Raw genomic sequence first — 15,022 nt, forward strand, 5'->3', positions numbered from 1 at the left:
ATGATATCATGTTTGCTATAAAATATTTAATTAAACAAGGCCTTACGGCATCCCTGCTGTTTATGTTGCTGGTGGCCGCAGGGTGCAGCAAAAAGCTGGATATTACCCCTGAAACCTTTGTATCGCCCGAAGACCTGTACAAAGATGAACAGGGGGCCATTGCCGGTGTTACCGGTATTTACCGCAAAATGCTGGAGTTGAATAGCGGCGATTATTATTTCCTGGGCATTGTAGGTACCGATGAAGGTAAAACAACATCATTCGTTCCTACCTGGGGCGGGTACTGGCAGCACTATGATGGTGTTAACAGTTACAATGGGTTGTTAAGCGCGCAGAACCAGTTGGTGCAGGGCGCCTGGAATTCGCTTTATAAAGGGGTGGTGAACGCCAATAACGCCATAAAATATATTCCATCATCAACCGCTTCACAGGCGGTAAAAGACCGGTTGCTTGCAGAATCGAAGTTTTTGCGGGCCGTGTTCTATTTCAAACTGGTGCAGTTGTGGGGCGCCATACCCCTGCCTACAGAGGAAGAAGATGCGGTGGCAAATGCCAGTGGCGGCAAACCCAGAAGCAGCGAAGACGAGGTGTATGTCCTTATCATTAGCGATCTGAGTTTTGCAGCTTCCAATTTGCCGGCAAAAGGTACCGCGGATGTGGGGCGTGCAAACCAAGAAGCGGCTCAAACCCTGTTGGGCAAAGTGCACCTTACCCGTAAGGATTATGCGAACGCCAAAGCAACACTGCAGCCATTGATGTCGCTTACCAATGTGGCCCTGATGAGTAAATATGCCGATCTGTTCAATGAAAGTAATGAGAACAATATAGAATCGCTTTTCGAGATCCAATATTCCAATGAGAACGGCAATACAAACGGGCAGGCCAATACGCTCGGTGGCTGGCATATTTCGAATGTCGATTCGGGCGGGGGCGGCCATGTAGTGATACCTACCGATTATTACAGCAATAGTTTCGATGATGGCGATGACCGCAAGAACGCATCTATCCGGTATAAATTTTACGATGCCAGCGGGAATGAGGTTGATTACTGGTGGTGGGCCGATGTTACCAAACCGCATGTGAAGAAGTTTGATATCACCAAAGGTAAATCGCTGAACGGCGGTCTTTCATCGCGCAACCTGTATTATTTGCGTTATGCCGATGCCATTCTTATGTATGCAGAAACGTTGAATGAGCTGAACGATGGCAATGCCCTCACCTACCTGAATAAGATCCGTACCCGTGCAAAGCTGGCCAATTGGGAAACCGTATTGGGCCATACGCCTACGCAGCAGGAGTTACGCGATGAGTTGTTGAAAGAACGGATGCGTGAACTGGGTTTTGAAGGCTGGCGCTGGTGCGATCTGAAAAGAACGGGTAAACTCATCAGCCAGGTAAAAGCGAACAACCCCGATGCCGCACCTTATGTGTCGAATAAAAATTTATTATTCCCTGTGCCTGCCCGTGAGTTTGAACTGAACCGTGCGTTGAAACCCGGCGATCAGAACCCGGGTTTCTGAGGGCGGACGGCCAAATGTGAAACCCCCGACTCCATCGGGGCAGGCTGTGAAACGGCAAACCTCAGCACGGCGTTCGTCGGCAAACGGCAATTCGCCTTCGCCAGACTACGGCGAACAAGTCGGCATCCGAAGCGTAAGCGAAGGCGGAGGCAACCGGCTCGAATTTCGGGCGGCGCAAGGTCGTAAACAAATTCCAAATTTCGCGAGCCCATTCACGTTTCACGTTTGCCGTTTCACGTTTCGCGAGCCCATTCACGATTCACGGCACAACAAGACGATTTTAATTTCTAATGATGACCAGCAAAAAGAATATACCACACAAAACCCTGTCGCTATCGCTCCTGTGTTTACTACTTGTGCCATGTTTGGCTGTTTCCCGGCAAAAACTGGTAGCAGCCGACAGTATAGTAATAAGTAATGACTATGTAAAGGTTGTCGCGGATCTTCAAACCGGCAAAGTGCATTACCGGTTTACTTCCGGTACGCAATTTGAAAACACGGTGGCCTATGTGCAGGATGTAAAAACCGGTATGTTGACGTCAACTGCTTTTGGCGGTCACCAGGGTTCTGCCGATGAACTCAGCGATCCCCTCGGAAAAGCCATTTGTCTCAACCTGGTACATGAAGATGCTGCACAGCCGCTTCGCCTTACACAGTATATAACAGTTTACGAAAAGCAGCCGTTTATCTTACTAAGCGCTATAGCAACAGCCAAAGCCGGAGGCGCAATGGTTGAAACGCGGAATATTTCTCCATTAACTGTTCTGCCTGCGGCACAGGGAAAAATTACAACCCCTGGTAAAAGGGTATTATTTACCGATTACCCGTTCGATAACGACAACTGGGTAGATGTGATCTCGCGCCCCTGGGGAGAGGCCCCGGTTTCCGGCATCAGCTACGAACTGGCATCAGCATATGATCAACAAACAAGGAATGGGTTTACTGTCGGCAGCCTGGTGCATGATTTCTGGAAGACCGGTATCAGGTATGGTACAGGTGCGGTTAGTAACCGGATAGATTCTTTTATCGTCTATGGCGGCGCCGCTACGAAAGACGATCCATCATTACCTGATTCCTATGGCGGTAAAGATGGCACGCATGATTATATACAGCATGGCACCCAAATGGGTGGAGCAGTTGCTTCGCCGCTTATCTATTTCTCTGCATCGGAAGATGTGCGCAACGACCTGCTGCAGTTTGGGAAAACAGTAAAACGAATAGCCGGCAGCCGAAACTGGACGAAGGCCGTGCCATTTTACTGGAACAGCTTCGGGGTAGAAGGGGTGTTGGGTTATGAAAAAGTAATGATGCCCGGCGATGTGGCCAAAGTGTGCGACTTTCTTCATTCACTGAACAATTTCAATAAGAGCACGCAGCCGGTATTGAGCATCGACTCTTACGACCAGGGTATTTATTCTACGGAAGTATTACAGTCGGTAGGCCGTTATGGAAAGAAGAAAGGCCAGCAAATGGGTTTTTATTTTATTCCCTTTGCCTTGTGGACCTGGAAAAACAATATCAACAATGCCACGCTCACTAATACCAGCCATGCATTGAAAGATGTGATACTGCTCGATGATAATAATAATTACGTTCCGTATAAGGATGGAGAATGGGGCGCCTTCCCGCTCGATCCCACGCATCCCGCTACAAGAGATTATATCATAGGGCAACTGCAAAAGGCCAAAGCCATTGGTGCGAAATTTATAAAGATCGATTTTCTCTCCGCCGGTGCATTGGAATCTTCCAGGCGATACCACCCGCAGGTTCGTTCAGGCATCCAGGCCTATAACTATGGAATGAAAATGCTTAAACAACTGGTAGATTCGATAATGGGACCTGATATTTTTATTACGCAGGCTATCTCGCCCCTGTTCCCACACCAGTACGCGCATACGCGTTTTTTATCAACCGATGTGTATTCGCATCTGCGCAATGATCAGTCGGGGTTTCCCCATTATGGCAGTACCTGCGCCTCTATGATCAGCGCAACGCATTTCTGGTGGACGCAAGGCACTCTATGGCCCTATACAAATATGGATGTGGTGGTAATGAAGAACTTTCAGAAGAATAAAGACCTCACCGAAACGGAAGTGAAAGTGCGGCTCTTCTCTATGATGGCACTGGGAAGTATTTTGGGCGATGGCACCGATTTCAGAAATAAGGAATCGGCAGCAAGGGCCCGTCGATACTTAAACAATGCGGCCATCTGTGATTTTTTCAGCACGCCAAAAGCGTTTACCCCACTTCATTTTCCTGTAGGAAACGGCCAAAGCCAGCAGTTGAGTTTTTATTTGCCCGGCGATACCCTGCTCGTTGCGGCATTCAATTTCGATGATGCGAAGCCGTTCACGGAAACCTTTGAACGCACTGAACTGCAATGGCCCGATAAAGCATATAGCTTACGCGATCTGTTAACAGGGCATGAAGTAGGGAAGATCGCCAAAGGCCAGACCGCCTTTACGCTAAGTGTGCCGGTAAAAGACGCCCTGATGATACAACTTGTTCCGGCTGAAAGATAAACCAGTTTTGAAGACGATAAATTCGTACATGCTAATAACCAAACCAACAGTAACGGGCACAACCGTATGGCAGCATGCCGGTAAGAAAAGCGAACCACCTGCAACCGTTATTTTGCAGAACAGGGAAATTACTATTGAACTTACAAATATCGGTTGCGCCATTACCGCCATATATACGCCCGACCGGTATCATATAATAAAGAATATTGTAGCGGGATTTACCGGTCATGAATTATATACAGTAAACAAAGACTACCTGGGTTGCGTTGTTGGCCGGTATGCCAACCGCATCGACCAGGGAACATTTAACCTGAATGGAACCACCTGGCAGCTCAGTGTGAACGATGCGCCCAACCATTTACACGGCGGCTGGAGCGGGTTCAGCCACAAAATATGGCAGCTGGCTGAAACGGTTGAAAACGAGACCGAATGCGGGGTGGTGTTTACGTATGTAAGTCCCGATGGGGAAGAAGGATATCCCGGCAGGGTTATGGTATCGGTGCAGTACATTTTAAACAACGATAACCAGCTGCATATGGTGTACCGGGCCACCACCGATAAAAGCACACCGCTTAACCTCACCAATCACAGTTATTTTAATTTGACGGGTTTTGCAGATCATAATATTCATAATCATCACCTGCAGATACTGGCCGGTGAGTACACTGAAAAATCATTGCGTAATACCCCAACAGGAGTATTGAAAAAAGTGCACAACACTTCGTTGGATTTTACAAGTCCCCGCCTTATCGGAAATGACATTCATAGTTTTCCCGTCGATATGGGGTACGATCACAATTTTATCTTAAGCCATACCGCTGCAAACAAAATAAAAAAGGCTGCTGTATTAAGTGAAGGAACAACCGGGCGTACGCTTACAGTTTATACCAGCAAGCCGGCCATACAATTGTATACGGCCAATCACTGGGATGGCAGCATTATTGGCCGCCAGGGTATAGCGTATAAGAAACATGGCGGTGTTGCCCTTGAAACACAATCATGGCCCGATAGTGTCAATCACGCTCATTTCCCCAATACCATTTTACATCCCGGCGAAGAGTATAATTCTACCACGGTTTTTGAATTTGGGGTGATGGATTAAACCGGATCAACAGGCATTTCAATTTTGGAACAGATCAATTTTGTTTTGAACCGGCCATTTCGAATTGAAAAGGTGATCTGTGCGACAAAATTGGGGCTGTTTTATGCAACAAATAGTTTATAGCAGACATACAGCATGGCCCCGGCAGGCAAACCCGGGCCACAAAAAAAGGATCGCGTAAGCGGTCCTTTTTTTGTGGTTTGTACAGGTGTTGCCGTTATTTTACAAACGTAAAAGTGATCGTTTTTGAATTTCCGGCAGTGCCTTTTGCATCATCTTCGGTGTAAGGCGTGGCTTTTAACGTATAAGTGCCGAGTGCCGGCGGGTTCCAGTTGCCATAGTAATAATTGCCATCGTCATCGTCGCCATGTAACGCATAGGGCGATTCACTGTCTGTATATTTCCTGCTTTGTTCACCGCTTAATTCCATCTTTACACTGGCGCTGGGGGTAGTGGTAGTTACCCTGATATTCACTTTGGTTAGTCCCAGCGCGCTCAGGCTGATGGTTTGTCCGTTGGCGATCGACATTACTTCTTTTTCTGTGTCGGAGTTGACGAGCCTGAAATCGGTAATGCTCATAGTGGAGGCCGATATGGCAGGCGATGTAGGTGCGGAAACCGGATCGGTGGTGGAGGAAACAGGTGTATTATAGTTCGGCTTCGGCGCCATATCTTCATAGGTTGCCCATTCATTACCTATTTTGATGTCATCATAATAAAGTACCCGCAGGCTGGTTTCCGTTGTGCTGCTGCCGTTCCAGTCAGATTTATAAATGCCCATTTTCAGGTAGGGATAATGAAAATCATCATCTTTGAGGCTATACATGTTGGGGCCACTCCGGTTCAGGATCTTTACACCATTGCGCCAGAACTCGATCAATCCGTCGGAGCCGGAGGAATGTTTAACATGCATAACATAGGCCTGCCATTTATCCTTTTCAAAAACACCCAGGTCGACCCAACTGCCCAGTATTCTTATATACAACCGGTCTTTCCTTACCCTCAGGCAAAGTGCAGGGGTTTCGCCGCCGCCCTGGTGCCACTGGGAAAGTACTTCATCGTCTTCATCGTACTTATATTGAGCCGATGGTGCGTACAAGGCATAAGAATACCAACGGTTAAGGCCTGTAATAGGGGGGAAACTTAGTTCGGCTCTCGTGCCGCCATTGGTTTCACGGTCGCCCGACCTTAACTCAAAGCGCGCACATCTGGAGCCCTGAAAAACAGGGTCAGTTACAGCTGTGATTCCATAGGAGGTGGATGTTTGCCTGCTTACCCCAATGCTTAGCCAGGTGAGCAATTCGATATTGTCGGCCCAGTCAAGGCTTTGTAACGAACTGATCCGTGCCGTTGATTTGCTGTTCACCAGCATTGCATCGTCGGCTGGGTCGGTTATTTCTTTTTTACAGGATACGAGCAATGCTACGATCAAAGAGGTGGCCAGCAACCGCCGGTTGAAACGGAAGGAATTGTGTGATTTGTACATTAGTTTTTCATTTGAGGTTATCAATTAGAAAATATATCCCACTCGCATCATCAGTGTATTTTAAGACTGTGATACGTTAAATAATTTTTCTCCCGGGCTAAACAGGTGTTGTTTCCATAACCTGCCTGCCCGGCCAATATGTATTGATTTTTGCCGGTGCCGTGGGAAACTCAATAAAAATACCAGGAATGAAATCAGTCGGCCGTTTACCTGGACTTTACATGTTTCTGTGAAAAACAAAAACTGTTGGGATGCGTCAGTTTTGACGCTCCTGTTACTGTTATACTTACGGTGTAGGGGGAGGGGTAATTGTAGTTTGGTTTGGTTACACGGAAAAGGTAAGAATGATCAAATATAGGGGAACAGGAATTGAAAAGAAAAAGAAAAAGCCTTTACAGGTTGGAAAAGGCCCGCTGTGAGGAATACGTATGCTTGCATAAACTGGCAAAAACACCTGCACCCCTTAGTTATTTGTTGTAAATAATCAATTTTTTTTAACTGCTATCAGTGATTAAGCGCGCTTACATGGCTACTTTCCAAAACGTATTTTGCTTCATATGTAAACTATATCGCATGTTTAGCCGATGCATACGACAACATAAAAAAAGCTGGATAGACATCCAGCTTCGTGTAAATCAGACCTATGAAAGCGTTATGAAAAGTTATTTATTTAATAACTGCGAGTTTTTATCTTATAAGGTTTAAGCTGCCTTTTTTAGTGATTGTTCTATTATCGTTCAATCGCAATGTGGCTACGTACACATAGATGCCAACCGGTTGCGGTTTCCCATTGTAGGCGCCATCCCAGCCGGCGCCCGGGTCGCTGGTTTCAAATACTTTTTGTCCCCATTGATTAAAGATCATCAGCCGCATGGTCTTCACTACATTGCTGTATACTTTGAACACGTCATCCTGTCCGTTGCCATTTGGTGTGAACATGTTGGGGAAGAATACCTGGTCGTCGAGCGTCTGGCTTCTCAGGCGCTGGGAGAATACCGGCGGGCAATCATATCTTGTACCCAGGGCCTGTACAATGAGGCCTGTGGTATCGAGGCCCGATAAACCGGTTACGATATGGGTAGTGCCCGTTTTGCCGGAGGAAGGAACATCCCAGTTTGTGCCATTACGCGAAACCAGATAACCGGTGGCGTTAGTGACCGCATTCCATTTAAAACGAAGGGTATTTCCGCTTACTGAGTCAACTGTAAGCTCCAGCGCACCGAGCGGGTAGCAAATGGTGAATTCATATGCACCGATATCGGGTCGTATCACACTTCGGGTACTGTCGTTGATATCGCGTGGAATAGTTGTTACCGGCATACCGCGGTTTTCGAAAGGTACCAGACCTGGCGTAAGATCGCCGCCGGGTGCATTGATATAGCCGGGATCGATGCTTACCGAGTTGGTATCTTTTTTAACCGCAAGCCAGTCGCTCAGCTGTGCATAGCTTTTTCCGGCCATGATGCCGGTATTATTGATACCGGTTGAAGCAGCTATGAAGTAGTTGTTGTAATCAGCTTTAAGGTCGTTATCGGTTCCGTTTATAAAAATGCCTGTTTTTGTTCCGGCGCCGCCTCTCCTGATGGTAATACAATTATTCCTGAACTCTGAGCCAACGGTGGGGTTACCCATTAAAGCAATACCACCCGTCATAATACCGGCATTGGTAGTACCGGTTGAATCGTCGAGCGAAACGGTGTTGTGATATATTTTCAGGTGGTTCGAGTTCCTTGTGTAAATACCGTACTGACGGCCTACGCCGTAAAAGTTATACATCGCATTGTTGCTGACGATACCGGGTGAGGCAGCCATACCGGCCACTGTTTCAAAGTGAATACCGTGTGCTTCTACCGTAGCCACTTTGCCGTTATAGATCAGGTCATGCACTTTGTTCCTTGAGATCTGCATGCCATGCGACGTAACCCCAAAGGAATACGATTGCCGTACATAAATGCCATTGAAGTTGGTAAATACAGTTCGGGTAGGCTGGCTGATGTCATTACTGTCAACCACACATTTTGAAACGCCATCGAGGTAAATACCGGCGGCGCAAACATCCTGTATGGTATTTCCAACAAAAACGTTGCCTGCAGGGATATACGAAGGCGGCAGATAAGTGCGGGATGTATTGGTTATACCATAGTATCCGCCGGTGATCCTGTTGTTGATAAAACAATTGCTGTCGCTAAGAGAAGCATTGGCAATGTCGATCGCATTGGTTGCGCTGTTATTTATAACAATACCTGCAAAACCCGAAGTGGTTACATTGGTACCCATGGTTATGCTGCAATGTTTTATGGTATTGTGGTCGGCATCGCCCATCAGGTGTACGCCATAACCATATGATGCGCCGGTTACTTTTATATTCAGGCTGTCGATGGTAATGTAGTCGGTGCCATTTAGTTTTATTGCCGCCCGGTTATCATTGCTGGTTGCTGCATATGCCATGGTATCGCCGTTGCATTTAAAAGTAACCGTTTGGGTAGGCGAGGTGTTCATGGCCGGCAGCGATAACTGCTCATTATAGGGCCCGGTATTGGGTGCTACATTGAATACTACAGGGCCGGTTACACCGCATTGCATAGCCAGTGCGGCATCGCTGAACGAGGTGAAATTGATACCGCCGGTGGGCTGGGTTGAATTGATGGTATATACGCCGCCGGGTAATTTGGTGTGAATGATAACTCTGATAGGCGCTGAATACATGGTATGGCCAAGACAGGTTACTGCCGCGCGGTAGTAAGTTGTTGTAGCCGGTAAGATATCCATAGCAGGGTAGGCGAGGCCGGTGCTGATATCGTTATACGTGCCATTTGCCGTGCTTGCGCTTTGCCACGTATACGTTTGTCCCACACCCCAGGAATTGCCTTTCAATCCCAATGCGATGGTAGGGCCAAAACATAAAACCGAATCGGGCAATACGGTGGATACGCCGGGTTTAACCGGTGTTTGGCACAGTGGGGTTACAAACTCGTAACAACCGGGATCGGGATTCAGCGTACTGCGGGTGGCATTGATGATATCTGTAGTTATGTTCACGAAAAACGCCATGTTATCTATCGGCTGCGCCCTTGGTACAAAATTGAAAGCCGCGAGGTCGGTATACATGGGGTCTTCATATACCGAGGAGAAATCGAGGCCGGTTACCTGTTGCCAAAGGGGTAACGAGTCCAGCACCTGGTTGGCAAGCGAACCTACCGCATTGATAAAATCTGAACCGGTGACATTATAAACATTCCGGTTACAGTTAAAGCGGGTCATCGTTTTCTCCAGCGTAATACCATAGTTCCAGTCGCTGGTTAATCTTGAAATGGTAATGATATTGTTCAACACATTCACATCGCTTACATTTTCGAAGTATAGTCCATCGCTTTCCTGGCCATAGATGGTCTGATCGTCGATTGAAATGGTGTTGTGGTAAACATTGAAGAAGGAAGCAGCCGCAAAACGCGAAGCTATTCCATACTGTATACCGTTTGAACTGAAATCGTAAATAAGATTGCTGGCAAACAGGTTTACATTACCGGCCGCTCCCTGTGCAGAATTAAGGATGCCATATATGAAACTTCCCCAAATGGCATTACTGATATGGAAGTTGTGAATTTTATTATTGATGATCTTTACGTTCTGGTCGAATAAGTTGAGATAAACGCCCGAGACCTTTGAATTGGCATGGGGCCCGCCCTGCAGATCGTTCCCGTTTGCCACCGTGCCGTCGTTATAGCTCAATTGAATGCAGGTGGTATATGAATCGGAAATAGTATTGTTTGAAATTATGTTGTTCTGCATCAGTACGGGTGAACCCGACACCGGCACGCTGCTTAGCGTAATCCCCGTGTTCCCGCCCGAAATAGTGTTGTTCCTGATCTGGTTGTTATCGCAATTGCTGTTACCTGCCGCGGTAGCAAAACCATGGTTGCCGTTGATCACGATGCCTTCATTGTTGGCAGGTGTGGTAGCGTTGGTGGGCAGAACGATCTGGCAATTCTGAATAGTATTATTGTCTGCGTTATTCAGCAGGTGAAATCCATAACCGTATTGGCCGGCCGCCTGTGGTGTTATGCGAAGGTTGTTAAAAGTTACATAACTGGTGTTCTCCAGTTTTATACCGGCCCGGCTATTGGTATTGTTTGAGGTGAAGGAAAGTGTAACACCGTTACAATTGAAGGTGATGGTATTGGCAGCGGATGTACCCGTCAGGCTGTTGAGATGAACCTGCTCATTGTACGGGCCCGTTCCTGCCGCTACGTTAAATACGATGGGGCCGCTTAGCCCGCTTTGCATGTAAGCAACTGCATCATTGAACGTCTGGAAATTGGCGCCGCCTGTGGGTAATGTTGAGTTGATGGTGTAGGTGCCCGAAACCTGGGCTTTTGCGACATTGTAGGCGCAGAGTTGAGCGCAAAAGAGAATTGGGATTACCTTTCTGAATAGTTGCTCATGCAAAATCGCTGGCATAGCAGAGAATGGTTTAAAATAGGTTATGGGATGATTTAGGTAAAGGATAAGGGTCAGTTAGTTGCGAAACAATTACAATTACATCAAAGAAAGGGATGGAGCACCTGTTCGTGAGTCCATCCCCTGTTAAGTTTATTTGGTCAAAAGCATCCTGTTCACAAAGATCTCATTACCCGATAACACTTTTATCGTATACACCCCCCTTGCCCATGATTCAAAGCCGTTCATTTTAATAGTTGAATAACCTTTCTGAACATGGGTATTGGTGGTTCTCATCAGTTTGCCGGTAACATCGTATATAAGCACCTGCACCTCTTTATCGGTATTTGATGCGATGTTGATCTGCATAAAGTTGTTAACCGGGTTAGGTACAACCGTAACAGCGGAGAAACCATTTGTAGATAATGAAAGTTTAACCGTTTTACTGTACAGTACCTCGCCACTGGCGCCGTTTATTTTGATGCGGTAATATACATTGGCGGCTTTTATTCCGAACAACTCATCGGTTGATTGATACTTGCTGAACGTGGAGGACGTATTGGCGGCCTCTACTTTTCCTGCATAGGTAAAATGCACGCCGTCGAAACTTTTTTCAATGGTGAAGTATTTTACTGTGTTGTTTGCCGTAACCGACCAGTCGAGGCTGGCCAGCCCGTTATTGAGTACGCCGTTAAGGCTGATCCTGTTGCTGGTAAGTACGGTACAGCTTGGATCGTATGTAATAACTGCCGTATCGGTCGAAAAGATGGGGCAGCCATTGTCAAGCGTTTGTACTACAATGTAAGTGCCGGGCGAATCAACGGTGATAGAGGTACTGTCGGTGTCGGATGTTACAATATGCCCATCGGCTGTTTGCCATGAATACCTCGATGTGGAATAAGGATCGGTAACCCAGATATTGCTGATACCTGTTGCACCGCAAAATACGGGTACATCGGCTGCGAGGTCTGCCGTAGGTGGCAGGAACAGATCGAATGGAGCAATAAAGTCTTTTAACTCCGAAGTGAACGAAGTAGATGAGCGGGTCTTTACCATTACTTTACTGAAGGGGATACCGCAGGGAGTGGTTCCCATCAGGCTGGTAGGGTTTAAGCCGAGTGCGGTTAAGTTCACGGCAAATTCCATAAACTGACCGGCTGCATACTGCGTAACGATAGAATTATTGGCGCGCGCTACCCTGAATGGCCCTCCCCATGTAGGTCCGCTGTTTTCCGTACCATAATAAAAAGGGTCGCCGAATTTCGGCTGAATGCCGGCATATCCATATTGCGCACCGGGTGTGGCGCCGTCAAAAGTACCGGTCCAGTCGAACGTAGCCGGCGTTGACAAAAGAGCGTTCCGGTTTACCCATATACGGGCCTCGATGTCGCTGAGGCTCCCGCCGCTGTAATTGGCGGCAAAAATGATATCGCCGGCCTGGGTGATATTACCTGAACCATCGAATACCCAGGAGGTATGCCCGGCATCGGGACCGTAACCGGTAAAACGGGTAGTGCCGCGTGTATAAAAGATATCTGTCTGGTACATTTCAAAATCGAAATACCGGTCGCCGGTAGTGCCTTCCACGGCAACGGCGCCAAACAGCCATAGCGGATCCGAAGTATTACCGTTAGGCCCCTGCCGTCTTAAATGGCAGTACACATCGAGAATGTCATTTTTTGCAAGGATGTTTTTTGTATCGCCCCGCCAGTTATCGGGGCTGTCGCCGTTCTTATTTGAGCCATCGACAAACGCAGTTTGATCTGTGCCGTGATAGTCACGTACAAAGATCGCGTCTATTAATGTTCTTTCACCAGTTTGATAAAAAGCGGGATATCGCATCTTGCGGTAAAAGGGAACGTTTGCTGTAGCCGCGGGATTCGCCAGGTAACCGGCAACGATATCGCTGGCGCCGGTTGTGTCAATTACAAACAGGCTGCTGCCGCCTGTAAGCATCTGGTCATACCACCAGTCGTCGCAATCGCTGCACGGATTTGAGGAAGCAATGAATATGTTCGACTGCGCATCGGCATCTACCCCAAATTTGCCTTCAATAGTCGGCGTTACTACCTGTGTAAACCCACCATAGGCATAAAAAGCCATCAATAGGATGAGTACAATTTTTTTCATAAATACGGATTTGTTACAAAAGACTAAATCATCAATATTCAATACTGCGGAATATTAAACCGGATAAGTATCTCATTGCCGGTTAAAAGCCCGGCCGCTTGCATATATTGAAAAAATGATTTTCGGCTGTAGTTTCGCCAGGAAGCAGATCGCTTGCACGCTGTTAACTTACTTTGCAGAGTGTTTCCTGGGTTACTGATTGATATGCCTTTCCCAAATTTAATATCAGGAATTACAACAAATTTATCTAAAAAATATAAGTATCAAAATATATATGAATAAATAAATATTGCTTAATTGTTGTGAGCAAGTACCGTATATATGTTATTTATAAGCGTTATCACTTATGGGCCCGGTGAGGGATGCAATTAGTCAGATTCATGCAAATGATTGCATTTCAGGTAACTGGGTAAAATTGCCGGCGCTTTGGCGGCAGTTGCGGCAGGGAGGTTTATGTTGAAAAACGGGGTGGGATTGTGCATAAAAAGACCGCCGGCCGGGGTGGTGCAGGCGATAAAAAAAGCCCTGAAATCCGTAGATCTCAAGGCATTTGTTTTTCAGGGTTTTCCAGGGATACTTAATCTGGTGTCATAAAAACGATCAGAAAAAGGAACGGGGGTACAGGATATTGGATCAGAGCAATATGTTTACTTTATATAAGCGGATAGTTTTTCGGTAAGCCCTTCGCCCCTTAGGTTCTTGGCTATGATAACGCCCTCGGGATTGATGAGCAGGTTTTGGGGTACGGCATTGATACCATATTTTACCGCTACCTCATTTTGCCAGCCCTTTAGATCACTCACATGGATCCACGGCATACCGTCTTTTTTTACCGCACCTTCCCAGGATGATTTACCCTGATCGAGCGATACGGCTACTACTTCGAAGTTTTTGTTTTGCGCTTTCAGTTCTGTATACGCTTTCAGCAGGTTGGGGTTCTCTGCGCGACAGGGTGCGCACCAGCTTGCCCAGAAATCGACCAGCACATATTTTCCCTTCAGCGACGATAACGTAAAAGGTTTATCGTTGAGATCGTTTTGGGTGAAGTCGGTGGCCTTTACACCGGTAGCTCTTCTGCTGCCCGCTTCAAGCCTTTCAACAATACGCTGGCCCAGTTCCGATTTTTGCAATTCGGGCGAGAAGCGGCGGAACAGCGGTTCTACTTTGGCGGTTTCGAATTTACTGTCGAGCACGTAAACGTTGTACGCGTACAAGCCCATGAAGGAATTCAGGTGCGTTTCTACAAATTGCACGTGCAGGTCTTTAATGGTCTTTACCAGTTTGGTAACGCTGTCGCCGGCCCATTTGCGCCATACCGTATCATTTTTCTTCGTATCGAATTCGTTGTTCAGTTTAAGGATGATATCAGTGAGTGGCCTCACGGGCGCCTGCATTTCCTGGTTCTCCTTTTCTGCTAAAGAACCTTTGATGGTCGCTTTTTTTATAGAATCGGTTGCCGTTACAGCGATCTTTGAATTCTCGAGGAAGAACACTACATAATCTGAATTTCTTTTTTTCGATGCATCACTGCTGCGTTTCACCGCTACAAATGCCTGAACGGGCTCCTTTACCCTTCCTTTGAACATAAACCGGCCGTTCTTTATTTCGGCTGAATCTTTAAATGCATCATTACCCCGGCCATAATCGAGGTAGGCCTTTGCCGGTTCTTTCAGGTTGGTTAGCTTACCTGTTATAACATAACCTTTCTGCGCAGCCGCCAGCAGGGGCAGCGCCAGGAACATAGAAATAACTGTCTTCTTCATATTGTGGTATTAGTAATTATTATGGATTAATAATCTGAAATGAAGTGTGCCACATTTGACAT

At 46.9% G+C, this 15,022-nt stretch carries 8 protein-coding genes; 3 read left to right on the plus strand and 5 right to left on the minus strand.

Annotation, left to right across the window (positions count from 1 at the left end; translation table 11 throughout):
• Positions 1 to 8 precede the first annotated feature (8 nt).
• The 3 genes from A4R26_RS16150 to A4R26_RS16160 all read left to right on the plus strand — a co-directional run bounded on the left by A4R26_RS16150 (position 9) and on the right by A4R26_RS16160 (position 5,144).
• Entirely contained in the window at positions 9 to 1,520 is a 1,512-nt protein-coding gene (locus A4R26_RS16150; RefSeq protein WP_081164780.1) for a RagB/SusD family nutrient uptake outer membrane protein, read from the plus strand.
• A 290-nt stretch (positions 1,521 to 1,810) separates the two neighbouring features.
• Entirely contained in the window at positions 1,811 to 4,042 is a 2,232-nt protein-coding gene (locus A4R26_RS16155; RefSeq protein WP_242674924.1) for an alpha-amylase family protein, read from the plus strand.
• 28 nt (positions 4,043 to 4,070) lie between these two features.
• Positions 4,071 to 5,144 carry an aldose epimerase family protein gene (locus A4R26_RS16160; protein WP_081164900.1) on the plus strand — a complete coding sequence of 358 codons (1,074 nt, stop codon included), beginning with the start codon at positions 4,071 to 4,073 and terminating at the stop codon, positions 5,142 to 5,144.
• 217 nt (positions 5,145 to 5,361) lie between these two features.
• Here the strand turns inward: A4R26_RS16160 and A4R26_RS16165 are convergent, their stop codons facing one another.
• From A4R26_RS16165 to A4R26_RS16180, 5 genes are all read right to left on the minus strand, one after another.
• Positions 5,362 to 6,630, minus strand: a complete 1,269-nt coding sequence (locus A4R26_RS16165; RefSeq protein WP_081164782.1) for a polysaccharide lyase family 20 protein — start codon at positions 6,628 to 6,630, stop codon at positions 5,362 to 5,364.
• Positions 6,631 to 7,317: 687 nt separating this feature from the next.
• Positions 7,318 to 11,088, minus strand: a complete 3,771-nt coding sequence (locus tag A4R26_RS16170) for a T9SS type B sorting domain-containing protein (RefSeq protein ID WP_081164783.1) — start codon at positions 11,086 to 11,088, stop codon at positions 7,318 to 7,320.
• A gap of 132 nt (positions 11,089 to 11,220) precedes the next feature.
• Positions 11,221 to 13,197, minus strand: a complete 1,977-nt coding sequence (locus A4R26_RS16175; protein WP_081164784.1) for a T9SS type A sorting domain-containing protein — start codon at positions 13,195 to 13,197, stop codon at positions 11,221 to 11,223.
• A 368-nt stretch (positions 13,198 to 13,565) separates the two neighbouring features.
• The gene (locus A4R26_RS35025; protein WP_165760299.1) at positions 13,566 to 13,742 is read right to left on the minus strand and encodes a hypothetical protein; all 177 of its coding nucleotides are present in this window, start codon (positions 13,740 to 13,742) and stop codon (positions 13,566 to 13,568) included.
• A 102-nt stretch (positions 13,743 to 13,844) separates the two neighbouring features.
• The gene (locus A4R26_RS16180; protein WP_081164785.1) at positions 13,845 to 14,960 is read right to left on the minus strand and encodes a TlpA disulfide reductase family protein; all 1,116 of its coding nucleotides are present in this window, start codon (positions 14,958 to 14,960) and stop codon (positions 13,845 to 13,847) included.
• Positions 14,961 to 15,022: the final 62 nt, after the last annotated feature.

The organism is Niastella populi, from assembly GCF_002078015.1.
GTDB lineage: Bacteria > Bacteroidota > Bacteroidia > Chitinophagales > Chitinophagaceae > Niastella > Niastella populi.